Source organism: Dokdonella sp., from assembly GCF_017744955.1.
In the GTDB taxonomy this organism is placed as follows: Bacteria; Pseudomonadota; Gammaproteobacteria; order Xanthomonadales; family Rhodanobacteraceae; genus Dokdonella_A.
Genome location: NZ_JAGIAG010000010.1, coordinates 49063 through 75812, shown reverse-complemented (window position 1 = coordinate 75812; position 26750 = coordinate 49063). Strand labels below are relative to the sequence as shown.

At 64.4% G+C, this 26750-nt stretch carries 16 protein-coding genes and 3 pseudogenes; 11 read left to right on the top strand and 8 right to left on the bottom strand.

Annotation, left to right across the window (positions count from 1 at the left end):
* Positions 1–22 precede the first annotated feature (22 nt).
* Together J7520_RS16745 and J7520_RS16740 are read left to right on the top strand one after the other, a co-directional pair.
* Positions 23–982: a GNAT family N-acetyltransferase gene (locus J7520_RS16745; RefSeq protein WP_291190700.1), complete on the top strand. Its 960-nt coding sequence runs from the start codon at positions 23–25 to the stop codon at positions 980–982.
* 565 nt (positions 983–1547) lie between these two features.
* Positions 1548–4076 (top strand): choice-of-anchor Q domain-containing protein, encoded by a 2529-nt coding sequence (locus J7520_RS16740; protein ID WP_291190697.1) that lies wholly within the window; start codon positions 1548–1550, stop codon positions 4074–4076.
* A 350-nt stretch (positions 4077–4426) separates the two neighbouring features.
* Here J7520_RS16740 and J7520_RS16735 read toward each other — a convergent pair.
* Both J7520_RS16735 and J7520_RS16730 read right to left on the bottom strand, forming a co-directional pair.
* Positions 4427–4690, bottom strand: a pseudogene (locus tag J7520_RS16735) (DUF2274 domain-containing protein).
* A pseudogene (locus J7520_RS16730) lies at positions 4687–5013 on the bottom strand (TrbI/VirB10 family protein); the annotation flags it as partial. The pseudogenes J7520_RS16735 and J7520_RS16730, both read right to left, overlap by 4 nt.
* Before the next feature lie 127 nt (positions 5014–5140).
* On the opposite strand from J7520_RS16730, the gene J7520_RS16725 reads away from it, so the two are divergent.
* The 8 genes and pseudogenes from J7520_RS16725 to J7520_RS16690 form a co-directional block, all read left to right on the top strand.
* Complete coding sequence (locus J7520_RS16725) at positions 5141–6295, top strand: ATP-binding protein (RefSeq protein WP_291190695.1); 1155 nt, start codon at positions 5141–5143, stop codon at positions 6293–6295.
* Positions 6292–8514 (top strand): S8 family peptidase, encoded by a 2223-nt coding sequence (locus J7520_RS16720; RefSeq protein ID WP_291190692.1) that lies wholly within the window; start codon positions 6292–6294, stop codon positions 8512–8514. Before J7520_RS16725 ends, J7520_RS16720 begins: the two co-directional genes overlap by 4 nt.
* A gap of 53 nt (positions 8515–8567) precedes the next feature.
* The gene (locus J7520_RS16715) at positions 8568–9347 is read left to right on the top strand and encodes a sigma-70 family RNA polymerase sigma factor (protein WP_291190689.1); all 780 of its coding nucleotides are present in this window, start codon (positions 8568–8570) and stop codon (positions 9345–9347) included.
* Positions 9344–9937: a hypothetical protein gene (locus J7520_RS16710; protein ID WP_291190687.1), complete on the top strand. Its 594-nt coding sequence runs from the start codon at positions 9344–9346 to the stop codon at positions 9935–9937. Before J7520_RS16715 ends, J7520_RS16710 begins: the two co-directional genes overlap by 4 nt.
* Positions 9938–9940: 3 nt before the next feature.
* Positions 9941–13369, top strand: coding sequence for a UvrD-helicase domain-containing protein (locus tag J7520_RS16705; RefSeq protein ID WP_291190684.1), 3429 nt, complete (start codon positions 9941–9943; stop codon positions 13367–13369).
* 97 nt (positions 13370–13466) lie between these two features.
* Positions 13467–14396: a multiubiquitin domain-containing protein gene (locus J7520_RS16700; protein ID WP_291190682.1), complete on the top strand. Its 930-nt coding sequence runs from the start codon at positions 13467–13469 to the stop codon at positions 14394–14396.
* Entirely contained in the window at positions 14396–15802 is a 1407-nt protein-coding gene (locus tag J7520_RS16695) for a ThiF family adenylyltransferase (protein WP_291190678.1), read from the top strand. Before J7520_RS16700 ends, J7520_RS16695 begins: the two co-directional genes overlap by 1 nt.
* A gap of 876 nt (positions 15803–16678) precedes the next feature.
* Positions 16679–16990, top strand: a pseudogene (locus J7520_RS16690) (ATPase); the annotation flags it as partial.
* 211 nt (positions 16991–17201) lie between these two features.
* Here the strand turns inward: J7520_RS16690 and J7520_RS16685 are convergent.
* The 6 genes from J7520_RS16685 to J7520_RS16660 form a co-directional block, all read right to left on the bottom strand.
* Complete coding sequence (locus tag J7520_RS16685; protein ID WP_291190675.1) at positions 17202–18446, bottom strand: site-specific integrase; 1245 nt, start codon at positions 18444–18446, stop codon at positions 17202–17204.
* Positions 18447–18774: 328 nt separating this feature from the next.
* Positions 18775–20340 (bottom strand): glutamine-hydrolyzing GMP synthase, encoded by a 1566-nt coding sequence (guaA, locus tag J7520_RS16680; RefSeq protein ID WP_291190671.1) that lies wholly within the window; start codon positions 20338–20340, stop codon positions 18775–18777.
* A 9-nt stretch (positions 20341–20349) separates the two neighbouring features.
* Entirely contained in the window at positions 20350–20643 is a 294-nt protein-coding gene (locus J7520_RS16675) for a hypothetical protein (RefSeq protein ID WP_291190669.1), read from the bottom strand.
* 115 nt (positions 20644–20758) lie between these two features.
* Positions 20759–22219 (bottom strand): IMP dehydrogenase, encoded by a 1461-nt coding sequence (gene guaB, locus J7520_RS16670; protein WP_291190666.1) that lies wholly within the window; start codon positions 22217–22219, stop codon positions 20759–20761.
* Positions 22220–22250: 31 nt separating this feature from the next.
* Entirely contained in the window at positions 22251–23009 is a 759-nt protein-coding gene (locus J7520_RS16665) for a pseudouridine synthase (protein WP_291190663.1), read from the bottom strand.
* 309 nt (positions 23010–23318) lie between these two features.
* Positions 23319–23891 carry an ECF-type sigma factor gene (locus tag J7520_RS16660; RefSeq protein WP_291190660.1) on the bottom strand — a complete coding sequence of 191 codons (573 nt, stop codon included), beginning with the start codon at positions 23889–23891 and terminating at the stop codon, positions 23319–23321.
* Positions 23892–24001: 110 nt separating this feature from the next.
* Between J7520_RS16660 and J7520_RS16655 the strand changes: the two genes are divergently transcribed.
* A complete protein-coding gene (locus J7520_RS16655; protein ID WP_291190657.1) occupies positions 24002–26749 on the top strand; it encodes a serine/threonine-protein kinase in 2748 nt (915 codons plus the stop codon).
* Position 26750 lies beyond the last annotated feature (1 nt).

The following is a 26750-nucleotide window of genomic DNA, read 5'->3' as shown; positions in this document are numbered from 1 at the left end:
CGCCCTTGGATCGTTTCGAGCGATGCGAACGCCGTCGGACACGCTGCGCCTGCGCCAGGCGCACTCCACAGATCGAGCGGCGCTGGTCCAGCTGCTTCATCGCACCTGGGAACGGACCTTCGCGCCGCAGCTTCCGCACGGTGCTTCACAACGCTATTTCGCCGACGCGGTCGCGGAACGCTATGTGGACGAGGAATGGCCACGATTCGTGGTCGCCGAACGGCAGGGAGACCTCGTCGGTTTCGCCGACGCCGACGAGGCGCTGATCGCCTCACTGCACGTCGATCCCGCGGTATGGGGGCTGGGGATCGGTCGCCGCTTGCTGGACGAATGTGAGCGGCGGATCGCCGCCGGAGGCCATCGTGTCGCGCGGCTGCAGGTCGAGGCGTTCAACACGCGCGCGTTCAAGTTCTACTGCAAGGCCGGCTACGTCGAGATCGACAGACGGCCGGACGAGGAATTCGATTCCGGAGGCTTGTCGGTGTTCATGGCCAAGCCGCTCCGCTCCGGCGACGAACAGGTACGGCAGTACCGGCCACAGGACCGTGCGGCTTGCCTCGCGCTGTTCGAGAGCAACGTACCGGAGTATTTCGCCGAGGCGGAACGTGCGGACTTCATCGACCAGCTCGACAATCTCGAAGGACCGTACCTCGTCGTCGGGAACGGCGGCGCCGTAGTCGCCTGCGGCGGCTTCCAGGCCGACCGCAAGGACCCGTCGATCGCCGCGCTGTGCTGGGGTATGGTGCGTCGCGACCTGCACGGCAGCCGCCTCGGCGAGGCCCTGCTCGTCGCGCGCCTCGACCTGATCGCGACGAATCCGGCCTTCGAATCGGTGGTGATCGAGACGACGCCGATGAGCCGCGGGTTCTTCGAGCGCTACGGCTTCGTCGCCGGGCGTGTCGTCGCGGACGGCTTCGTGCCCGGCTACGACCTGGTGGAGATGACGCTGCGGCTTGATCGCCTTCGTGCCGGGCGGCGATGACGGCAGGTCACCGGCAGCACCGAGAGGTAGCGGGCGCCCACGGCGCTCGTTCCCACTCGAGCACCAGGTGACCCGCCGCGCCGTGCGTGCGGCGTGGCCGATGCCGCTCTCGCGCGGAACACCGCGCTGATCCGCGCCGGCTATCACGCCATGTCTTCGGAATGCCGTGCCAGTGAGTGAGCTGCGACGCATGGCTCATGCGCAACAGGCTGCCGGACGTGGCCTTTGCCTCGTCGTACAGATCGATGTCGTGATGCTGGAGGTATCTCTGGGAAAGCTCCTCGTCACCCTCGCCCAGCACGCTCATCGCAACCTGGATCTCGTGCAACGAACGCCATCTAAGCATATGCCCCGTCGGCAAACCGATTTGCCAGGATAACGAATGTCTCGCCCGCGACTTGTCACGCCCCGCCGAACAGGCGGGCACCCACACAATGGTCGCGAAGCATCCGCGTCCCTGCGACGATCAGGGCGCGAGGGTTTCGATGGGCGTACGATGCGGCGCTGAGCCGTCTCGCCGAGACCACCCATGCGTGCGACTGGAAGCGTTCACCGCTCGGTTCCGATGCGGCCATTGGCAGCGGCGCTCGCCGCCCTGTTCGCCGCCGTCCCGCTTGCGCGTGACGCGCATGCGCACGCACCGGTCGCGGCCCGCATCGGTTCGACCCTCTCGGTCACCACGTGCAGCGAAAGCGCATTGCGCGACGCCGTCGACGGCGCTTCCAATGGCGACACCATCGACCTGACCACGCTGTCCAGTTGCACGATCACGCTGGCTGCCGGCGAAATCGCCATTGCTGTCGACAACCTCACCGTGCAAGGCCCGGCCGACATCTCGCTGACACTGAGCGGCAACCATGCGAGTCGCGTCTTCCACCACACCGGCCATGGCCTGCTGACGCTCGACCATCTCGCCATCACGGCGGGCAATGACACGATGCCCCGCGACGAGGGTAAATACACCGTCTACTACGGTACCGGCGGTGCGGTGCATTCCGACGGCGACGTGACCCTTTCGAGCAGTTCGCTGACCAACTCCTCGGTCTGTTACCCCGTCGGGAACAACCAGTACAACGAGGGATATGGTGGCGGCATGTTCGCGGAAGGCAATGTCTCCGTGATCCGGTCGACCGTGTCCGGCAATACCGCATGTGGCTCCATCGTGCCCTCCGTCCTCGGTATCGTGAGCTACCACGGCGGCGCGGGCGGCGGCATTTTCGCGGGCGGCCATCTGTACGTCTCGTACAGCACGATCAGCGGCAATCAGGCGTACGCGAGGGGCGGCGGCGGCGTATACGGTGAAGGCAACATCACCCTTGTCCACAGCGCGATCACCGGCAATGGGGCGGTGCAGAAAGGCGGCGGCGTGGCCATCCGCCAAGGCGACGAGCCCATCGGCGATACGCTGGTCAGATTGACCGTCAGGGCCAGCACCATCAGCGGCAACACCGCGATGGACGGCGGCGGCCTGGCGTCCCTGTACGGAAGCCCCGTGGATGTGTCCGACAGCACGATCGCCTTCAACACCGCGTCCAGAGAGACGTTCGACGGGTGGCGTGCGGGCGGCGGCGGAGTGTGCGTGAACGGCTACTCGCTGCGACTCACCAACAGCATCGTCGCCAACAACACCGCCCACAACAATGGTCAGGACATCACTCTGTTCAACATCGCCGGCCCGACGCCACCGATCGCCGGCGACCACAACGTCGTCATGAGCTCGTCGCCAGCGGCGCCGCCGGACACGATCGCCGCCGATCCGGGTCTGCTGCCGCTGGCCGATCATGGAGGTCAGACGCAGACGCATGCCCTCGCGCCCGGCAGCGTGGCCGTCGACGCGGGCCGGCCGTATCCCGGCCTGTTCTTCGACCAGCGCGGCTCCGGCTTCCCACGTACGATCGGCGCCGCTGCCGACATCGGCGCGTTCGAGTCCGGGACGCCGCCGTCACCGGTGACGGACTGTTCGGAAGCAGTCGTGCGCGCCGCCATCGCCAATGCCTCGGACGGCGGCGTCGTGGACCTGTCGCCGTTGTCCCACTGCACGATCACGCTAGCCGACGGCGCGTTCACATCCAACGTGGACAACATCGCGATCATCGGTCCGGCAGATCGCACGCTGATATTCGATGGCGACCACCGTGACCGCGTCATCCTGCACAGCGGCGGCGGCATCCTGACACTCGACCATCTGGACATCACCCGCGGCTACGTCGACGACGGAAAATATGCCGGCGGCGCGGTGTTCTCCAGCGGCAGCATCGTGCTCGCCAGCAGCAAGGTGACCCGGAGCATGATCGGCGGTCCGGCCGACAACGCGCTGGCCATCGGCGGCGGCGGGCTTTACGCACTCCGCAACGTCACGCTGGACGAATCCGTCGTGTCGGGCAATTCCAGCCACGGCCGCGCCGCCGGCATCTGCGCCTTGGTCGGCGACGTCACGATCAGGAACAGTACGCTGTCGGACAACCACAGCGACCTCGAAGGCGGTGGTGTGTTCGCGCCGGGTTGCTTCGGCGTCTGCACGGTCGGCGAATTCACGACCACGATCGAAAACTCGACGATCAGCGGCAACAGCGCAGGCACCAACGGCGGCGGCGTGCACGTGACCTACGGCAACCTGGTCGTGCGCAACAGCACCATCGCGGCCAATGCGGCGCTGGATACGGTTGCCGGCGGCGGCATCTTCGTCCGCAACGTCGTGAACGGCGTCCAGCTCGCGCCGGCGATCACGATCGCGAGTTCGATCGTCGCGACCAATACGAGCGCCGGCCCCGCCGCGGACATCGGCAGTCTCACGAGCCTCGTCATCCAAGGCGACCACGACATCATCACGGCGATGAACGGTACGCCGCCCTCCGACACGCTGACCGGAGACCCCGGCCTGCTGCCGCTGGGCGACTACGGCGGCCCGACGCCGACGCATGCGCTCGCCACGGGCAGCCTCGCGATCGATCGCGGCAGCAATCCCGGCCATTTCGCCAGCGACCAGCGCGGCGCCGACTACCCGCGCGTGTTCGGCGCCGATGCCGACATCGGTGCGTTCGAACTCTCGCAACCGGTCGTCGTCGATCGCATCTTCACGGACGGCTTCGATTGATTGCGGTTTCCGGCACGCTCGTGTGGGACTCCGGATGTGGACATCCCGGGCCGGACGTCGACTCCCGGCGAGAACGGAGCAAGGAAAAAGCCGGTTTGGTCTGGATGGTGAAAGGGAGGGTCCGAATCTGGCCTCCGGTTCTTACGTCGATCCCCGCTGGCCGGCGATAGTCTCCGAGCGATCCTCACTCCCACTCGATCATCAACACGTCTCGCAAGTCCTCGTGGTTAAAGGGTTTTGCGATGATTGGCATGTGCCATTACCGTCGCTTTTACCGTCATTCAACAAAAGCTTCCTATGGTGCGAAAGATGTAGAGATCCAAGGGCGGAAACTCCATCGTTAGTCCCCCTTAAGCATAGCGCAGACAAGTACACCGGTCCTCGTCGAGCCTCGCTTCGCCCGTGGCTTTAGCGTTGCCTGCCCTTCTCTTGAAATCACGATCCTTCGCTATGTGCGGGATCAACTTCTCCGCATCGACCGCCTCGCCATTTGCCTACGCGTGCAGCGCGGTGTAGTGGTCGAGGTCGGCTTTCAGGCCGACCGGGCGGGCGAAGGTCAGCCTGACGTTCTCGGTCCTGGGCAGCGGCCCGAGCCGCAATCTCTTCGTGCTCATTGCGTGGCTCCTCGGTTGAGGGACAGCGGCTGGTACGGCCGCAGCACCAGATCCCGGCTGACGATGATCCGCACGGGCAGGCCCGGCCGCGCGGTCAAGGTCGGCTGGACGTTCATGTTGCGCCGGGAGATCTCCTGACCGACCTGGTTGATGCCGTCCTGCGCGCCGTCGCGTCCGGCGATGACGATGCGGTTGCCGTCCTGGCGGTTCTCCGGCGCGGCCAGCTCGGCGCCGACGCCCAGCAGCGTCGTCAGCACGGCGCCCGTGGCGATGCGTTTCCGATGCCAGTCCACGTCATCTTCGAGACCGGCCTAGCCGGCCGGACAGATTGCGCCCTCTGATTCGGCGCCCTGTGCAACTCTAGGCCGACTTGTGAGACAATAAGCGTAGTCCAATGTTAAATGCAAATTTTTTAATTTAAATCAATCACTTATTTTCTGCTTGGACGAAATGAAAGAAGAGCAACTAGATCTAGCCCAGGTGGTACGCCTAGCGCTGGCCGAGCAGACGGAAGACGTGCGCCTGTTCGCGGCGCGGCTGGTCCGCAAGTACCGAGGAACGGCGCCTGACTTGGCGGAGCAGCTCGAGCTGTTCTTGAGGATGAAGCCAGCACGCAGTGTTTCCCCCATGCGCAAGCTGCCCTCTCAGCCGTTGGCGGCCCAACCTCTGCCGGTAGATGACGAATCCCGCCTCTCGCTCCTGAAGGTGTTCAAGGACGAGCCGACAAAAGATGCGCCACTGCTATCCAGCGATGTCGAGGATGTTCTGGGGCAGCTCATCGCCGAACGCTGGCAGAGCGCTCGACTGCAGACCATGGGACTGATGCCGACCCGCTCAGCCATCTTTGTGGGACCGCCCGGGGTCGGCAAGACACTCACTGCTCGCTGGCTTGCCGCGCAGCTTAAGGTGCCGTTGTACGTGCTCGACCTGACCGCCGTGATGAGCAGCCTGCTGGGAAAGAGCGGTGCCAACCTGCGGGCGGCGATCGACTTCGCCAAGCGCGAGCCGTGCGTGCTGCTACTGGACGAAATCGACGCCATTGCCAAACGACGTAGCGATGACACCGACGTGGGCGAACTCAAGCGCCTGGTCACGGTGATTCTTCAGGAAGTCGATGAATGGCCTGCCAGCAGCGTCTTGCTAGCAGCCACCAATCACCCGGAATTGATCGATCCAGCGCTTTGGCGCCGCTTCGACCTCGTGGTCCAGTTCAAGACGCCTGACACAAGAGCAATCAAGGATGCCATCAAGCGCTTTCTGGGGCCGGACTATGCCCTCTTTGCCCGTTGGATCGACATCCTGGTGTTTGCATTCGCCGGACACTCGTTCAGTGACATCGAGCGCGATGTGCAGCGTTTCCGGCGCGCCGTGGCTCTCGGCACGACCACTGATGCCGATTTGGTCGAGGACTTCATGAAGGCCCGCGCTCTGGCTTTGGACAGGCAGGGCCGCATCGACCTGGCAGTGATGCTGGCCAAGCAGACCCGTCTGTCCCAACACACCGTGTCCGACATCACCGGGGTAAGCCGGGACACGATCCGCAAGTACACCAACGACACGCCTGCGGCACGAAAGGCCGCGCCCCGGAGAAAGGCTGACGCATGAGCCAAACCAATTTTCTGATCGGTCGTGGCGAGCTCCTGACCCATGACATCGTCGGCCCGAGGCGCATGCCCGGCAAGGCCGAGGTCTACACCCTCGCGCAAGCGCGGGAAAGAATGGCTCCTCAGTTCCGTAGTGCTGCCAAGGCGCTGGACGCACTGCCTGCTGACGCCTGTCCGGGTGACTTCGCTGTTGCCCGGCTGATGATGAACCCCAGCTTCATCGCGCGCTCGTACTTTCCGACCGGGCTATTGCGCAGCACGGGGCTGGAGTCCATCGGCAGCCGCACCGTCAAGGTCAAGCCGGACGCCTGGACTCGCAAGGGGCAGCCGCAGGAGACCACGACAACCGAACTTTTTGTGGCCGGCAAGCGGCAGGCCTTCCGCAACCTTTCGCAGTGGATGGAAACCGTCGAGACAGAATCGGACGAGGGCGATGACCTGACTCATATCGAGCAGTTCGCAGCATTCGCGCCGGTGGAACGGATCGTGAGCCTTGGCAGCCCGAAGGACCGTTTTTTCGAGGTCGGCTTACACCTGCTGCCGGATGAAGAGCCGGGACTGATCCAGAAGGCTTTCGTGAAGTTCGCCCATCGGGAAGGCGTGAAGGTCCACAGTGAAGTCGATTTCGTCGCCGGCAACCTGTGGTTCGTGCCAGTGGAGGGCAAGCCACGCGAAGTCGAGAAGCTGGCCAGCTTTGCCTTCGTCCGGGTGATCCGGCCGGTGCCCAAGCTGCGGGGCATCCGCCCCATGCAACGCAGCGGTGGACCCTCGGTGGGGTGCAACCTACCAACAGAGCAGGCCCTTTCGTCCGAACCTCGTGTCGCCATCTTGGACGGTGGCCTGCCCGAGCACCACCCCATCGGCCCCTGGCTGCGTTCGTATCGCAAGCTCGACGAAGATGCCGACGATGACCCGCACGGCCCGGAACACGGTTTGGGTGTGACGTCTGCGGTGCTGTTCGGCCCCATCCAGCCCAATGGAACGGCTGGTCGCCCCTTCGCTCCGGTGGATCATTTGCGCGTGCTCGACCAGGAATCGAACGACGAAGACCCGCTGGAGCTGTATCGCACGCTCGGCCTCATCGAACAGGTCCTGCTATCGCGATCCTATGAGTTCATCAACCTGAGTCTGGGGCCCGACCTCGAAGTGGAGGATCAGGAAGTCCACGCCTGGACCTCTGTTATCGACGAACTACTCAGCGACGGCGATACGCTCATGACCGTAGCCATCGGCAACAACGGGGAACGCGACCGCGAACTCGGCTACAACCGCGTGCAGGTTCCGTCGGACTGCGTCAACGCTCTCTCGGTCGGCGCCGCAGATGACACCGGTGCGGGCTGGGCCCGCGCACCCTACAGCGCCATCGGGCCAGGCCGTAGCCCCGGCGTCGTCAAACCGGACCTAATGGCCTTCGGCGGGAATCCAGCATCCAGATACTTCCACGTTCTGACGCCGAATGCGAAACCAGTGCTGACGCCACAACTTGGTACCAGCTTTGCGGCGCCGTACCTACTGCGCAGTGCAATCGGTATCCGCGCGATCCTAGGCGCAAACCTGACGCCTCTCGCCATTAAGGCCTTACTGGTCCATGCGGCCGACCCCGGCGAACACGACCCGATCGAAGTCGGTTGGGGCAAGATCCCGGAAGACACCCTCGACATCATTACCTGCCCAGACGGCGTGGCCCGGGTGGTCTACCAGGGGGAGCTCAAGCCCAGCAAGTACCTGCGCGCCAGCCTTCCAATACCGAGGGAGGGCCTGACGGGCAACGTCCGCCTGAAGGCCACCTTCTGTTACGCATCCCCCACCGATCCGCAGGATGCAGCGGCCTACACCAAGGCCGGTCTTGAAGTCGTCTTCCGCCCCAATGACGAGAAGATCAAGGATGGCAAGAGCAACGCCGATACCAAGGGTTTCTTTGACCTGAAGAAGTTCGCAACCGAGCAGGAGCGCCGCTCGGATCAGGGCAAGTGGGAAACCGTGCTGCACGGCGCCAAGACCTTCCGCGGCTCCAGCCTCAAAAACCCAGTGTTCGACATCCATTACAACGCCCGCGATGGTGGCGGCCGAGCCGCAAGTGCCGAGAAGATCCGCTACGCACTGATCCTCTCAGTGGAGGCCCCGAAGCACGCGGATCTCTACAACGACATCCTACGTGCCTATGCCAGGACCCTCGTGCCGATCCAGCCCCAGGTGTCCTTGCCGATCCGCGCTCGATGACGGTGGACGGGGTAAAGAAGGACATCGTGGACTGACGGGCAAGGAGGAGATCAATGCCGGAGCCGTTGAAGAGCAAAGACAAACACGGGTTGCCGTTCACTCGACCGCCGGAGATCGAGGTCTGCCTCGCAAGGCTGGAGGCGGTCGATGCCACGGCACGCCTGCAGGCCTTCGCCATCACGTCGAGGAAAAGCAGCGGATACGTGTCGTCCGAAGCGCTGATGCATTTTCTGCGGCGCGCCCACGCGACGGGTGCAAAGGACGAGTTCAAACAGATATTCGGACTGCTCATGAAACGTATCGGCCAGTCCTTGTTTGCAACGGTCTCGGATTCCCGCATGGCCGGGGCGCAAGGCATTCGAGAAGAGATCATGGGCCGGTTCGCCGAGAGAATCGCCAAGGACTGCAACGGCCGATTCGCCATGCTGGATTTCTTCGAAGTGCGGTTCGACATGGCGTTCGACCGATTCCGGAAATCCGTGCTAAGGCAGATCGGTCCCTCGTCGGTACTCACCGAGCCGCTGTCAACGGACGGAGAAGCGGGTCAGGAGATTTCTCGGGAGGTCGAGGAAGCGGCGGCCGAATTTATGGGAGGGGATCCGCAAAAAATTGACGACCCGGCTTTCCGGTTGGAGTTGGACGCAGCGATTGACGAATTACCAGACGATCAGAGACGGGTCGTGGGCTTGCTAAGGCAAGGCTTCCAGATCGACTCGAAGGACCCGAACATCATGACTATCGCAAAGATGCTCCAGTGCGATGAGAGAACCGTGCGCAATCGCCGCGATCGTGCATTCAGGACCCTCAATTCTGTTCTACAGGAGGATGCATGAATACGCCGAAGCCTTTCGCTGCGGACGAGGAATTCGTGCTGATGGCGTTCTCCATGGAACCCAACCATGGCCGGGAGACGCTTGAACGCTATATCAGGGAGTATCCGCAGCATACGACTGCGCTTATCGACTGTTCGATCGATCTTGTTCATGAGCCGTCGGTAGACGATGTTCAGGCGCCTGAGGTGCCGGACAGTGCGGTGGACAAGGCTTGGCAGCGATTCGAGCGGACTATCCAGCAGCCCGACGCGGAGGTCGCCAATACGTTCGCCAAGCTCAGTACGAGCAGCTTCAAGTCGCTCGCACGTAGCCTGGACGTCAGCAACCTCTTCCTGATGCGTGTGCGCGATCGGGCCATCCGTGCTTCCACCATTCCTGTTCGATTCACCGAGAAGCTTGCATCGAAGCTGGGTACCACCGTTCAAGCTATGGGCGCGTACCTGCAGGCTCCGCCGCGGATGGTTTCCGGACAGGCTTTTCGGTCAAGTGTGAAGCCGAGTGTGGGCGAGCAAATCACGTTCGACCAAGCGGTCCAAACGTCACAGCTCACGCCGGAACAGCAGGCCACGTTGAAGTCCTTGTCGGACTGAGCAATGGACGCCACCGAGGCCGCCCGCCGAGAAGCAGAACGCCTGCACTGTGCGAACGCCGCGGCCGGTGGCGATCCGACCAGCCCCCTGATGTTTGCGCTTCATGAGGCCACACGTCGCGGCTTGGATGTGTATCCACTGCAGGCCGGAGACCCGCAACTCAAGGGTGGCAAAGCCACTTTCGACAGTCAGGCCGGAGGCATCCTCTATGAGAACCTCGGATCGGAATTCGAGCGCGCCTTCTTGATTGCGCATGAACTCGGTCATGTCGTGCTGGAAGGTGGCACGCTGGACGTGGTGACTGTGGATGTTGAGCCCGAACGGTCGATGGAGGACGCACCGGTCGGCATCGACCGCGTTCTTGACTATGGAGCGCGCGAAAGACGTGAGATCAAGATGGATCTCTTTGCGCGAGAGTTCCTGCTGCCGCGCGCTGTGCTGCGCGAACTACATATCAACGAAGGGCTGGCATCCGACTCGATTGCAAAACGCTTCGGCGCACCGCTCGCCGTGGTGCAGCAACAGTTGCTGGATGCCTTGCTAGTCCCACCAGCCGAAGAGTTGCAACCTGTAGGCACAGGTGCCACTGCTACACCGCTTGCCCCAGAACCCAGTCAGATTCAGGCGGCCGCACATCGTGGCTTGGCGTTCCAGCTACAGGCAGGGCCAGGCACTGGCAAAACGCGAACGCTTGTTCGCCGCATTGAGGGGTTACTTGCGGAAGGTGTCGACCCAACGACAATCCTGGTTCTCACATTCTCGAATAAGGCGGCAAATGAATTATGCGAGAGGATTGCCGCAAGCAACCCTGTCGCAGCAGCAGCCATGTGGATCGGAACGTTCCATGCGTTCGGCCTCGACATCGTCCGCCGCTTCCATGACCAACTTGGGCTTCCCCCAGACCCGCAGCTGATCGACAGGACGGAGGCTATTGAGCTACTGGAGGAAGAGTTTCCGCGGCTCGATTTAAAGCACTATCGCAACCTTTGGGATCCCACCCTGGATTTGAGCGACATGCTCAGCGCGATTTCACGCGCCAAGGACGAGGTCATCGATTCTGCAGGATATCGCGCCCTCGCGCAGTCCATGGCGACCAGCGCGGGAACCGACCAGGACGCCCTAGTCCGTGCCCAGAAATGCCTGGAGGTCGCCACGCTCTTTGAAGCATACGAACGACTTCTGGCTAGGCAGCAGTTGTTGGACTTCGGCGATCTGGTTGCACTCCCGGTCCGACTGGTCGAAAGTAGAGCCGAGGTAAGGGACGCCCTGCGTGCTCGACATGAGCATGTGCTGGTAGACGAGTACCAAGATGTCAACCGCGCGTCCGTTCGGCTCCTGAAAGCCATCGTCGGCGAAGGTCGCAACTTATGGGTTGTCGGCGATGCGCGCCAGTCTATCTATCGATTCCGCGGCGCCTCTGCAACGAACATCGCGCGCTTTGCGGTCGACTTCCCTGGCGCTCAGACCGCTCAATTGGGCGTCAATTATCGCTCCGACGAGCACATCATCGATGTATTCACCGAGTTTGCGCGCGGTATGCAAGCCTCCGCCGGTGCATTACCGCTCAAGCTGAAAGCTGCCCGCGCCGCCAATGGAGAACGGGTAGAGCTCCGCATTGCCGAGTCGGCTGGGGATGAAATATCCACCCTCGCCGCTTCGATAAAGGGTTTGCACGCGCAAGGCATTGCCTACGGTGACCAGGTGATTCTGTGCGCATCTAATGCGCGTCTAAACACCATTGCCAAAGGCCTCGAGGCCATTGGCGTACCGGCACTGCACCTGGGCAGCCTCTTCGAGAGGCCAGAAATCAAGGATCTTCTGGTCTTGTTGTCACTGGCGACCGACCCACGGGCGACCGCACTGGTGCGAGTGGCAACCATGGCTCGATACCAGATGCCATTGCAGGACGTCATGCGGGTCATCGAGCACCTGCGAGCAGCGAATCCGCCTCCCCTGGCTTGGCTGACGATGCACGCCGAAGTGAATCATCTCGCAGAAGGCACTCGCGAGACGCTTTTTCGCCTGTCCGCGCTTTTTGCGGGTGTGAGCTCATCGACCAACCCTTGGCCTTTGCTTGCTGACTGGGTGATCGATCACCTCGGACTCGCGAAGACAATTTACTTGGCTGGTGATCCACAGAGCCGCATGCAAGGGCTAGCCATCTGGCAGTTCCTGAACTTCTGTCGCCGGCAACCAAGAGGGCAAGGCGTCCCGGTCCTTCGCCTGCTCGATCGCGTCCGGCGGTTGGTACTACTCGCTGAGGATCGTGGATTGAACCAACTGCCCCACAGCGCCGAGAACATCGACGCAGTGCGTTTGATGACTATCCACGGAAGCAAGGGTCTGGAGTTCGACGTCGTTCATCTGCCAGGCATGGTGGCGTCCGGCCTGCCCCGCAATAACGTACCGCCCCGCTGTCTTCCACCGGATGGACTGATCCATGGCTCGGAAAACCTGACCGGCATTGAGGCAGTGAAGGCTGGTCACGACGAAGAAGAGGAGTGCTTGTTCTTCGTCGCACTTTCGCGTGCCCGCGACAGGCTGCAGCTGTATGCGTACACGAGGCAGGCCGATGGGCGTGCGCGTAGCCCGTCCAAGTTTGTCGCTCCGCTCGACCGACTCCTTGTTCGTCCGGTTTCAGTGCCGTTGCTTCCCAGCCCGACATCGACGAACCCGGCTCTGTCCATCACATGGCAAGGACGCCCTCAATGGACCGATATACAGGTCAATCTCTTCGAGCGCTGCCCTCGCCGCTTCTTGTACACGCACGTGTTGAAGCTCGGTGGTCGGCGATCTGAGACAGCGTTCATGAAGATGCACAATGTCGTGAGCGAGGTTTTCGAGTGGCTGAAACGCGAACACGAGACGACCACTCCCTCCGCCGACGAACTATCAGGGTATTTCGATGCGGCGTGGCGCTCTAAAGGGCCGACGGAGCACGGTTATGCGGAGGATTACCGCCGCATCGGGAAACGTCTCGTCGACTTTCTCATCGAGAGCCGAAGCCGTGGAATGCTGGCATCAGCACCTCCGATCTCACTAGGTTGGGCAGAGGGCGAGATCCTGGTCAGCCCTGATGGTGTGGCGCGCGAAGACGGTGGGCGCGTCATGGTGCGCCGCGTTAAGACGGGCAGGCAGCGCTCGAACGCCTTCGATGACATGGAATACACGATTCTTCATCTTGCTGCGGTTCAAGCGTATGGCTCGCACGCCCAGGTTGAGGTGGCCTATTTGACCAGCGAAACCATCCAACCAATGGAGATCTCGGCGCGCAAGCTTGAGTCCAGGCGCGAGAAACTGCAGGCATTTCTTCGCGCGATGCAGGTGGGGCAATTCCCCGCCAGGCCTGAAGCACGCACCTGTCCACGCTGCCCGAGCTTCTTTCTATGCGGCGACTTGCCCGAAGGGGCTTGGTTGCAAGAAAAAATCTAACCCATCCTTTCCGGTTTGGCGCCGGGCTGCGATTGACTTAGTGAGGGGCCAGAAAGTCTGCAATCCCGCAGATGACACCCCCACAAAGGGCAATCAAATGCAGAACCAAACCAACAGCGGCGATGACCGCTCTGATGTCGAAGATGTCGCCGCGGCGATCCGCGAAGGCCGCAACCTGCGCCCGGCTGCGCTCTACCGGATCGTCGTCCTGGACGAACAGCTCCGGGAACGTCACATCGATCTCGCCGATCCGGTGCCGACTGCGCGCCAGATCCTCCAAGCCGCGGGCTTGCGCCCGGTCGATGGCTATAGCGTCTACGCGATCCTGACCCCCGGCGAGTTCGAGGACCTGCGTCTGGACGAAACCTACGATCTGCGCGGCCGCGGCGCAGAGCGCTTCGTGATCTTCCAGACCGATCGCGCGTTCAAGTTCACGATCGACGACCGCCAGTTGGAGTGGGGCAAACCCAGCATCAGTGGCCGTGTGCTCAAAGCGCTGGCTGGCGTCCCGCCGGAGACCTACGATGTCTACCTTGAAGTTCGCGGCGGCGGTCAGGACATCCTGATCCGCGACGGCGACCTAATCGATCTGGGAAAGCCGGGCATCGAGCGCTTCATCACGCTGATCCGCGACACCACGGAAGGGTTGTTCGCGCTCCCCGAAGCGGACGAACGCTATCTGAACAGCCATGGCGTGGTCTTCGAGACGGTGAGCGACGGTCCGCACACGGGTGTCATCTTCAAGCAACTGCCTCTGTCCACCGGAAAGTTCAATCATGCTGCGGCCGACGTGCTCATTCTTCTGCCGCCTGGCTATCCTGATGTGGCGCCGGACATGTTCTATTGCGACCCCTGGTTGACGCTGCAGAGCGTGGGGCGTTACCCGAGCTGCGCCGACCAGCCCCACGCATTCCAGGGGCGCAACTGGCAGCGCTGGTCGCGCCACAACACGGCGTGGCGCCCGGGCATCGACGGCCTGCACACCATGCTCAAGCGCGTCGAGCACGCCTTGGCGGAGGCGAAGTGATGTCGCCGGCCGCTCTGGACATCGTCCTGCTGGAGCCGCACGAAGCGGCCCTGCGATCGCTGCTGCACAGCGAGAACGGGGCCGAGTCGTCCGCCTATGTGCTGTTCGGCAAGGCCGAGATTTCGGCGGACCCCTGGTCGGGCTTAGCTCGCACCAGGCTGATCTCGCATGAGGTCATCCCTGTCGCCGCCGATGAGATGGTCTCGGCATCGCCCGTCCACGTCACATGGTCCACTCGCGGCTTCATGCGCGTTCTTGGCGTCGCGAAGGAACGCGGCTTGGTTGCGGGCCTCGTGCATACGCATCCGAACGCGGCAGCGTTCTTCTCCGAGCAGGATGACCGAAATGAAGCAGAACTTGCCCGGACGACGTTCAACAAGGGCGTTTCCAGCCTGGCCAGCATGGTTTTCGGCCGCGATGACGGTATGGTGGGGAGGCTCTGGATCGCACCAGGCGAGACGGTCACGGCATCCTCGATCTCGCTGATAGGCGGCCAGATCAAGATCGCGCGTGCGGAAGCTTCGGTCGACGAAGATCACTTTCTGGCGCGGCAGGCCGCGCTCTTCGGCAGAGAGTTCAATCCGGTCGTTCGCGGGCTGCGGGTCGGCGTCATAGGGAGCGGGGGAACGGGAAGTGCTGTCGCGATGCTGTTGGCGCGACTGGGCGTCGGCTTTCTGGGGCTGGTGGACAAAGACATCATCGATGTCACCAACCTCAACCGCGTACACGGCTCGCGCGCCGCAGATGTGGTCGCCGGCCTCGCCAAGGTAGACATCCTCGCGCGCGAGATTCGCGCAGCGGGTCTCGGCACCCAGGTCGTCACCAAGAAGGAGTGGGTCGGCCACCCTGATCTGCGCGATCTGTTGCGCTCCTGCGATGTGCTGTTTGGTTGTACCGACGACCACCAGGGGCGGCTGACGCTCAATCGCCTGGCGCACTACTACGGCATCCCGCTGATCGATGTCGGCCTGCGCATGCGCGCGGCACGCAGCGGCGCGGACTACGACATGACGGGCCGCGTGTCGACGATTCGCCCTGGCAGCCCTTGCCTCATGTGTCTGGGGGTGGCCGATCCGCGCCGCGCTGCGGCTGAGGGTCTCCAGCGCAGCGACCCGACCGAGTTCGAGTGGCGTAAGGCAGAAGCCTATGTGGACGGCGGCGCCGACCCGGCGCCCGCCGTGGTCACATTCACCACGACCATCGCCTGCGCCGCTGTCGATGAGCTCATTCAAGGCCTGACCAGTTTCCGCGGCTCTCAGGGCATGACGCACAATAGGATTCGCCGTTTCGACCGCGTGGAGGATCGCGCCATGACCTGTCGGCCTGTTGCCTCTTGTCCGGTATGTGCCAGCCAAGCAAGTTGGGGGCGCGGCGATGTCAATCCATTCCTCGGCGTGATCGGATGACCATGAAACGACTTACTGCGCGCGCGCTGCACGGGCTCGGGTGGCTGCGCTATGACCTGCTCGTTTCTGCGACCGCTCAGCATCCAGGCAAGAATGCTGTGCCTCCGGGCGAGTTGCGCCTCGTCATCGATAGCGGTGTCAAGAAGTGGGCCTGCATGAGCTGCCCGGGCGGCTGCGGCGTACAGATATCGCTATCACTCAATCCGGATCGAAGACCCCGTTGGTCTGTTGAGGCAGACTTCTGGGGAAGACCGACCGTATCGCCGTCAATCCACCAGCATCGGGCATGTTCCTGTCACTTTTGGGTGAAGAAGGGTCTGATCGAATGGTGCGGATAGACCGTTCTGACGGTCGCTGTAGTAGTAGCTCATTACGTTGGCTCCGTTCGTGGTCACGATGCCGAGTGGCGATGTGCCAATCTAAGTTCATTCCTGCGCGCGTTCATAGCTTGCCATTCATCCGGCGTGGAAGAGCCCAGGCTTTGCCCCGCTGGTCAGAACAGTACTGGTGTGCCCTCCTCTCCATCGTAAACACCTTATAGGCGAGTCTGACGAACAGACGTCCCGGCGTGCCGCCGTCGGGTTCGCAGGCTGCGCCCCGCGCCTCGTCCCGAGTCACGGCCATTCGGCTTTGACCCCTGACGCCTCCGGCCCTCCCCGGGCCTGCGCGCTCCGCTTGCCTCAAAAGCAGCCCGTATGCAGTGGGCGGGTGTGGGCGGTCTTGCTGCTCCCTTCACCGTATCACGGCGTTCTCGCCGTCAAGGGCGGCGCGTGCAGGCTCGCTTGCGGCCGATGGCCGTCGCTGACCCCTGACGGCTGCGCTGCGCCGTGCGGGCTTCGGTTCCGGGCAGTCCCGCCCGCGCAACCGGAGATCGTCATGAACGAACAATCGTATGTGTCCATCGAACAGCATGTCTGCATCGTTTACTGCACGGCATTCGATACCGGCGCCATCTTGTTGGATCGGCGCCTGCGGGCGAGCATGGGGCGCCATACGGCGACCGGCTGGGGCCTGTGCCCCGAGCATCAGAAGCTGTTCGACGATGGCTTTGTCGCGCTGATCGAATGCGATCCGCAGCGCAGCGGCTCGTAGGCCAGTGGCTGCACCAAGCCCGAGTAGGCATATCGCACGGGCCGGCTGGCCCATGTGCGGCGCACGGCCTTCGCGCTGGTGTTCAACATGCCGATCCCGGACAAGCAGGCTTCGCGCCGCGCCGCCCTCGGTACGCCGTTCCTTCGGGAGCGACGCACCTTTCTTTCTGCTGCGCCGGGCTACGCTTCAAGGATGCGCTTTGCCGGCGGCGGATGCGTCACCGCCGTTGCGCTCGCGCTGGCGAAACCGTTTCACGTAGGTCGCGTCGGCCAAATCGTGCGGCCCTAGGTCCAGAGCGCAGTAACCATCAGGGCCTCCCCTCTTCATACAATTTCATTGGCTTTGTATGGGCGGGTACCCGCTCATCGACCCAGGCATCCACCATGTCGGCCCACTCCTGCAGCATGTGACGCCTCTGTTCGGCGTACTCAGCTTTGTTGTATATCGAGCGCGAGGATCGTCCCTCCTCGTGTGCCAGACATTTCTCAATCCAGTCCCGGTTGAAGCCCACTTCGTTCAGTAATGTCGATCCAGTGCGGCGCAGGTCGTGAACGGTGAATGGCTCCAGCGGCACGCCCGCAGTCTTGGCTCGCTCTGCTACGAGTTGCGTGACCCGGTTCAAGGCTGCGTTCGATATGCAGCGATCAGCGTCGTAACGCGACGGCAGTACGAACTTGGAGCCGGCTGCATAGACACGGAGGGCCATGAAGATGTCGAGAGCTTGCCGCGACAGATAGACCACATGGGGTTTGCGCCCCTTCATACGATGCTTCGGAATCGTCCAAATCGCATTTCCGAAATCGATCTCATCCCAAGTGGCTTGGATCAGCTCGCTCTTACGCACCAGGGTCAGCAGGATCATGCGCAATGCCAATCGGAGGGTCGGATAGGCAGCAACAGACTCCAACTGCTTTGACATCAGGTGGATTTCTAACGGCGACAACGCGCGATCCTTCGGAACGAAGGTTGCAATGGATGCTGCATCTACGCTATCAGCTGGATTTTTTACTTTCTCCCCATGCAGATTTGCGTAACCATAGATCTGCTTCGCGATGTCGCGGATTTGTACAGCAGTCGCAGGTGCGCCTCGCGCCTTCACACGCATACATAGTGCACGCAGATCCTCTCCGTGGATCTCGCCCAGAAGACGCTTCTTGAAAGCAGGCAGGATGTCTCGATCCAGTACGCTCTTGCGCATCGAACGAGTTGACTCGGCCATCGTGGCTCCATAAAGCCAGCGATTCGCATGGTCACTGAAAGTCTGCGTCTCAGGTCCACGCGCCTTCTCTCGCTGCTTCTGTAGCGCTGGCGAAATACCCTCAGCTACCAGCCGCCTGGCATTTCGCAGTTTGTCCCGGGCCGTGGCAAGTGAGATACCACCGAAACCATAGCGACCGATGGTCAACGTCTCGCGTCGGCCATTGATTCGATAGTCGTACCGGAAGGAAATGACTCCTGACGGCGAAATGGCCGCGTACATGCCATCGCGATCTGCAACCTTGTAAAGAGCGGCGCGCGACTTGAGGTTCCGCAAGGCAAGGTCTGTGAGCATGAAGTTGGGTCTCCTGATAGAGACGGCCGGTTGCCGTCACCTATCGAGAGCCCTGCATATCTCCGCAAACCCGCAGGAAACCTATGCTTCTGAGATCAATCACTACCGTCGCCAACGGTATTGCTCTATCGGCAAGATTCAAGCATAGCCGAAGGAACTCACACGTCCCGTCAGTTTTACCGTCAAATTTTCCGCCTAGCGGCGCCGAACGAGTGAAAGCTCCCCTATGACAGTCTTTAAAATCAATACCTTAGAAGGGTTTTATTCTAATTGACTACTCTCAGAATATTTTTCAAGTCGTTGTTTTTTATAGGAGAACCTATTCCCCTTACTCCCACTCGATCGTCGCCGGCGGCTTGCCGCTGATGTCATAAACCACACGAGAAATATTCGATATCTCATTGATTATCCTGCGAGATACAATATCGAGGAAGTCGTACGGCAGATGCGCCCAGTGCGCGGTCATGAAGTCGATCGTCTCGACCGCGCGCAGCGCGACCACCCATTCGTAGGCGCGCGCGTCGCCGACCACGCCGACCGATTTCACCGGCAGGAACACGGCAAAGGCCTGGCTGGTGCGGTCGTACAGGTCGGCCTTGCGCAATTCTTCGATGAAGATCGCGTCGGCGCGGGCGAGGATCTCGGCGTATTCGCGCCGCACCTCGCCGAGGATGCGCACGCCCAGGCCGGGCCCCGGGAACGGGTGGCGATAGACCATCGCGCGCGGCAGGCCGAGTTCGACGCCGATGCGGCGCACCTCGTCCTTGAACAGTTCGCGCAGCGGCTCGACCAGCTTGAGCTTCATCTGCTCCGGCAGGCCGCCGACGTTGTGGTGCGACTTGATCACGTGCGCCTTGCCGGTCTTGCTGCCGGCCGACTCGATCACGTCCGGGTAGATCGTGCCCTGCGCCAGCCACTTCACGCCTTCGAGCTTGTGCGCTTCCTCGTCGAACACCTCGACGAACAGACGGCCGATGACCTTGCGCTTGGCTTCCGGGTCGGTCACGCCGGCGAGCGCGGCGTAGTAACGGTCCGCCGCATTGACGCGGATGACGTTGACGCCCATGTGCGCCGCGAACATCTCCATGACCTGATCGCCTTCCTTCCAGCGCAAGAGGCCGGTGTCGACGAACACGCAGGTCAGGCGATCGCCGATCGCGCGATGCAGCAGCGCGGCGACGACGGAGGAATCGACGCCGCCGGACAGCGCCAGCAGCACGCGATCCTCGCCGACCTGCTCGCGCACGCGCGCGATCTGGTCCTCGATGATGTGCGCCGCGGTCCACAAGGTGGCGCAGCCGCAGATCTCGGTGACGAAGCGCCGCAGCAGCGCCGTTCCCTGCTTGGTGTGCGTGACTTCCGGATGGAACTGCACGCCGTACCAGCGCTTGTCCTCGTTCGCCATCGCGGCGACCGGAATGCGCTCGGTCTTCGCGGTGACGACGAAGCCCGGCGGCGCGGCGGCGACGTGGTCGCCGTGGCTCATCCAGACGTCGAGCGCCTGCGCCGGCGCGTGGTCGGTCAGGCCGTGCAGCAGGCGGTCCTGGGCGACGACCTCGACCCTGGCATGGCCGAACTCGCGCGCATCGGCCGCCTCGGTCGCGCCGCCGAGCTGCGCGGCCAGGGTCTGCATGCCGTAGCAGATGCCGAGGATCGGCAGGCCGCTGTCGAACACGGGCTGCGGCGCCTTCGGCGCATCGGTCAGCGTGGTCGATTCCGGCCCGCCGGACAGGATGATGCCCTTGGCGCCGAATGCCGCGATCTCGGCGGGGTCGTGGTCCCAGGCCCAGATCTCGCAGTACACCCCGATCTCACGGATACGCCGCGCGATCAGCTGCGTGTATTGCGCGCCGAAGTCGAGAATGAGGATCTTGTCGGTGTGGATGTTCGGCATGGCCATGATTCAGGAGGCAGGTGGGCTGGCGGACAGGGAGTCGGAGCGGCGTACCCAGCCGATGCTGAGCACGTAGCGCGTGCCGCGGACGACGCGGGTGACGCTGTGTTCGCAGGCGTCCGGGCGGAACAGCTTGATGCGCTTCGTCGCGAAGATCGGATTCGCGCAGACGAATTCACCGCCCTCCTTCGCGCATCGGAGGACGATGTTGCAGCGGAAGTGGCGTCCGATCGAGACCGGGTCGGTATGCGGCGCAATCTCGCTTCCGGTCCGGAAGCGCAGGACGTAGACGTCGAACAGCAACGGCCACATCGACTGCAACAGCAACATCTTGTCGTACCCCGACCGCTGCCTGCCCGCGCGCCAGCGGAAGGCGGCGCGCAGGTATTGGCGGAGCGGAGACGTCGGTTTCAGATGACTAGTCCGGCCGGTAGTTGGGCGGTTCTTTCGTGATCGTGACGTCGTGCACGTGCGACTCGCGCACGCCGGCCGAGGTGATGCGCACGAACTGCGGCTTAGTGCGCATCTCCTCGACGGTCGCGCAGCCGACGTAGCCCATCGCCGCGCGCAGACCGCCGCTCAGCTGATGGACGATGTTGCGCAGCGGACCGCGGTACGGCACGCGCCCCTCGATGCCTTCCGGCACGAGCTTGTCGGCGTCGCCTTCGTCGTCCTGGAAATAGCGATCCTTGGAGCCCTTCTGCATCGCGCCCAGGGATCCCATTCCACGGTAACTCTTGTAGCTACGCCCTTGATAAAGCTCGACTTCTCCGGGCGCTTCCTCGGTGCCGGCGAACAGGCCGCCGATCATCACGCAGTCCGCGCCGGCGGCCAGCGCCTTGGCGACGTCGCCCGAGTAGCGGATGCCGCCGTCGGCGATCAGCGCGGTGTCGCTGCCCTGCAGGGCGGTGGCGACCATGTCGACCGCCGACACCTGCGGCACGCCGACGCCGGCGATCACGCGCGTGGTGCAGATCGAGCCCGGGCCGATGCCGACCTTGACCGCGTCCGCGCCCGCGTCGGCCAGCGCCTTCGCCGCTTCGCCGGTGACGATGTTGCCGGCGATCAGATCGACCTTCGGGAAATTCTTGCGCACCCAGCGCACGCGTTCGATCACGCCGGCGGAATGGCCGTGCGCGGTGTCGACGACCAGCGCGTCGACGCCCGCCTCGACCAGCGCCGCGATGCGCTGCTCGGTATCGCCGCCGACGCCGACCGCGGCGCCGACGCGCAGCCGTTCGCGGTCGTCCTTGCACGCGTTGGGGTTGTCGCGCGCCTTCTGGATGTCCTTGACGGTGATCAGGCCGCGCAGGCGAAACGCGTCGTCGACCACCAGCACCTTCTCGATGCGGAACTTGTGCAGAAGGGCCAGGACTTCGTCGTCCTCGGCGCCCTCCTTGACCGTCACCAGACGCTCCTTGCGCGTCATGATGTTCCTGACCGGGTCGTCGGGTTTCTTCTCGAAGCGCAGGTCGCGGTTGGTGACGATGCCGACCAGCTGCTCGCCGTCGACCACCGGTACGCCGGAGATGTTGTGCGCGCGGGTGATCTGCATCACCTCGCGGATCGAGGTCTGCGGATCGACGGTGATCGGATCGCGGATCACGCCGGCCTCGAACTTCTTGACCAGACGCACTTCGGCGGCCTGGCGTTCGATCGACATGTTCTTGTGGATGATGCCGATGCCGCCGCATTGCGCCATCGTGATGGCCAGACGCGCTTCGGTCACCGTGTCCATCGCGGCGGACACGATCGGCAGATTCAGGCGGATGTTGCGGGTCAGACGAGCGCCGAGGTTCACGTCGCGCGGCAGCACGGCGGAGAAGGCAGGAACCAGGGAAACGTCGTCGAAGGTGAGAGCTTCGGAGAGTATGCGCATGCCCTATTCTACAGACTGCGCAGCCGCCTCGCTACTCGCTCGCGGCGGCTGCGTCCGGATGCCGCAAGGCGTCGTCGCCCGGCAGCGCCCCGCTCCACTGGAAGGCGCGCAGCAGGCGCTGCCAGCTCTCGTCCAGCGGCGCCTCGAGGCGCAGGCTCTCCCGCGTCGCCGGATGCACGACGCGCAGCCGCCAGGCATGCAGCAGCAGCCGGTGCACGCCGTAGTGCTGGCGAATCAGCCGATTGTGGTCGCCGCGGCCGTGGCTGGTATCGCCGAGCAGGTGATGCGAGACGTGGTGGAAATGGCGCCGGATCTGCCGATAGCGTCCGGTCTCCGGCTGCACGTCGAGCAAGGCGTAGCGCTGCTGCGCGTAGCGGCCGGATTCGATCGGGACTTCGACCGTCGCCAACCGGCGCCAGCGCGTCAGCGCCGGCTTCGCCTCGCCGCGCAGACTCGCGCCGGACAGCGGATAGTCGATCTCGCCCTGCTCCGCGGGCCAGCCGCGTACGACCGCGAGATAGGACTTGTCGACCGTGCGTGCCATCAACTGCCGCCCGAGCTCGGCCGCGATGTCCTGCGATCGCGCCACCAGCAACACGCCGCTGGTCGCCCGGTCGAGTCGATGCACCGCGTGCAGCCGACCTTCGACCTGCAGGCGCAGACGGTCGATCAGGTAGTCCTCGTCGTCGCCGACCAGGCGGCTGCGATGCACGGCCAGCGAGTGCGGCTTGTTCACCGCTACCAGGTGTTCGTCGAGATGCAGGAGTTGCAGCGGTTCGGTGGCGGTCATCGCCGAAGTCTAGCGTGACGGCAGGCCGGCCCGTCGCGCGCGTGATCCCTGCGCACGCGATTGTGCGTAAGGCAGTACGAGTCTCTCTTGGAATCGTTCCATGCCGCGCGCCAACTCGGTTCCGCCGTTTTTTCTTCCGGCGATCCCGCTGCTATCGCAAGTCTCGGCGGACCTCGCCGTCCCCGCGAGAGCGAGGAACCGTTTTGATACTTGCCCGAGCGGGATGGATTCCTGCGCTCGCGGGAACGACGGCATTCGAGATTTTTCGAGGTCGACCGTCGCGATACGCAGCGTGCGCAAGCCTTCGCTTCAAGCCGCGTCGAGCTCCTTCTGCAGGAACGCCTTCGCCGCGCGCGTGTCGCGCTTGATCGTCGGCTCGGACACGCCGAGCAGTTCGGCGATGTCCTTGACTTCGAGGCCCGCGAAGAAGCGCAACTCGACCACCTGCACCAGGCGCGGATCGAGTCCCGCGAGCTTTTCCAGCGCGCGGTCGATGCCGACCAACTGCTCGGCTTGCGCGTCGACCGGCAGCGGCGCGCCTTCGAGTGCCTCGAGCGAAACGTGCTCGGCGCCGCCGCCGCGGCGTCCGGCCAGATGGGCGCGGGCGTAGTCGATGACGACCTGGCGCATCGCGCGCGCCGCCGTGGCGAAGAAATGCACGCGGTTCTCGAACGCGCCGCCGTTGCCGTGAAACAGCTTCAGGTAGGCCTCGTTGACCAGCGCGCGCGTGTTCAGCGTGTCGCCGCGGCGATGCCGCGCCAGTTCGGCGCGCGCGATGCGTACCAGGTCGTCGTAGACCAGGCCGAGCGCGTGCTCGCGCGCGGCCGGATCGCCGACGCCGTCGGCGATCACGCGGGTCAGGTCCTGCGGAGTCTCGGGCATGCCTTTCCCTCGTTCGGTCGGCTCGACGCGGCGGGGTCTGGACGCTCGCACCGGAACACCGCAGCGCAATGTATAGAATGCCTCAAACTGGGGAAATCTCGGAGCCGATGATGGACGCGGAACGCTGGCGCCGTGCGCGTGCGTTGTTCGACCTGCTCGTCGACGCGCCTTCGGCCGGGTGGGAGAAACGCCTCGCCGAGGCCTGCCCCGAGGACGCGGAAACCCGGGCGGAAGCGCTCGCCTTGCTGCGCGCCGACCTCAGCATCACCGCCGGCACCGGCTTCGCCGACGTCGCGCCCGAGATGATCGCGGATCTGGCCGAACGCATCCACGTCGAAGACGCGGCGTGCACGGCCGTGCGCACCGGCTTGCGTCTCGGCCCGTTCCGCCTCGTGCGCCAGATCGGCCGCGGCGGCATGGGGGCGGTCTGGCTCGGCGAGCGCGTCGACGGCGGTTTTGCGCAGAGCGTCGCGATCAAGCTGATCCGCAGCGGCTGGGACCTGGACGACACGCAGCGACGCTTCCTGGCCGAGCGGCAGATCCTGGCCGGATTGCAGCATCCGAACATCGCGCACCTGATCGACGGCGGCGTCACCGCCGACGGCAAGCCGTGGCTGGCGCTGGAATACATCGACGGCGAAAGCGTGCTCGAGTGGTGCGACCGGCGCCGCCTCGGCATCGCCGAGCGCCTGAAGCTGTTCCTGGTCGTCTGCGACGCCGTCGCGCACGCCCATCAGCGCCTGGTCGTGCATCGCGATCTGAAGCCGTCGAACATCCTGGTCGGCCGCGACGGCACCTTGAAGCTGCTCGACTTCGGCATCGCCAAGCTGCTCGACCAGGCCGGCGACGCGACGGCGACGCGCGTGTTCACCCCCGACTACGCCGCACCCGAACAGATCCGCGGCGAGCCGATCACCACCGCCGTCGACGTCTACGCGCTCGGCTTGCTGCTGTACGAACTCCTGACGGGCCGGCGGCCGCGCGAAGCGCGCGACGACGCGAAGGGCGCAGCGGAACTGCCCCGCCCGAGCACGACGACGCTGCGCGACGGCAAGGCCTCCGACGCCGAACCGCTGGCGGCGAGGCGCGGACTGGCGCCCGGTGCGCTGCGGCGGCGCCTGCGCGGAGACCTCGACGCGATCGTGATGAAGGCGCTGCGCGTCGAACCGGCGCAGCGCTACGCCGGCGTCGGCGACTTCGCCGCGGACGTCGAGCGGCACCTGCGCGACCGTCCCGTGCGGGCGCGACGCGACGGCTGGAGTTATCGCAGCGGGCGCTTCGTGCGCCGGCATCGCTGGGCGCTGGCGGCATCGGCCGGCGGCGTGCTCGCGCTGGCCGCCGGGCTCGGCGCGGCGCTGTGGCAGATGCGCGAAGCCGCCGCGCAGCGCGACGTCGCCCTGCGGGAGTCGGAAACCGCGCGCCGGACCGTCGACGTGCTGGTCGGCGTGTTCGACGCCGCCAATCCGCGCACGCACCCTGGCGTTGCGGTCACGCCGGCCGACCTGCTCGCGGAAGGCGAACGCGAAGTGCGGCGCAAGCTCGGTGCGCAACCCGAGCAGCGTGCCGCTCTGCTCGAGGCGCTCGGTCGCGCCCGCGCCAGCCTCGGCACCTACGAGGAAGCCCTGCCGCTGCTGCGGGAAGCGCTCGCTCTGCGCATCGCCGGCGGCGATCCTCTCGCCGAGGCCGGCGCGCGGTTGGCGCTGGTGCCGGTCCTCAGCCGTCAATCGCACGACGAGGAAGCGCTGGCCGAAGCCGAGCACGCCTACGAACTCGGCCGGGGCCAGTCGCGCATCGCCGTCGAACTGCGGGCGACCGCCGATCTTTCCGCCGGCATCCAGCTCGCCAACCTCGATCGCTGGGAGGAAGCCGAAGCGCGCCTGCGCAGGAGCGCGCAGGTGCGTTCGCAGCTGTTCGGCATCGACAGCGAGGCGTACCACGAAGTCGTCCAGCCGTGGAGTTTCCACCTCGCGGCGATGGGGCGCGCGAAGGAAGCCCTCACCCTGCTCGAGCCGGCCTGGCAGGCGCTGTCGGCTCGCACCGAGCCCGGCGCGCCGGAGCGCCGCCTCCTGCTCGACGCCCGCGGCAATGCGCTGGCCCGGGCTGGCCGCCACGTGGAAGCCGTGGCCGCGCAACGCGAAGCCCTGCTCATCGTCGAGCGCGTCTACGGCGCCGACCATCCGTCCTACTACACGCAGCTCAACAACCTCGGCGTCGCCCTGTATCACGCCGGCCAGGCCGGGGAAGCGGTGCAGGCGTTCGAGCGCTGCATGCAATGGCGCGCGGCCAATCCCGCACGCGAGAACCTGCGCCGGCCCGACCTCTTCCTGCGCGGCTATGCGCTGGCCCTGGATGCCGCGGGGCGCAGCGCGGACGCGATCGGCGTCTTCGATCGCATCCGGGAGCAGCAACGGACCCTGGCCGGCGCGACGTCGGAGGACCGCGCACGGACGCTGCTCATGACCGCCCGGTCGCAGCGCCGCGCCAGTCGCTACGACGCCGCCGACACCTCGTTGGCGGACTATTTCGCGCGCTACGCGTCCGATGCGTCCGCGAGCGGCACGCGCATGGATGGCCTGATCGAGCGCAGCTGGCTCGCCGTCGCACGCGGCCACGCGTCGCGCGATTGCGAGGATGCGATCGAGGCCGCCAAGCTCGGCGAGACCTCGCCCAAGCCCGTCGACGCGCTCCGCGCGCAGGCGACGCTGGCCGCTTGCCGCATCGCCAACGGGCAGCGCGACCTCGCCAAGCCGCTGATCGAGCGACTGCCGGCGAAGGAGAGCCTGCCCACGATCCCGCATCATCGCGAGCCGCTGGACGCGGCGCTGGCGCTGTGGCGAGGCAGCCGGAACGGAAGCTGAG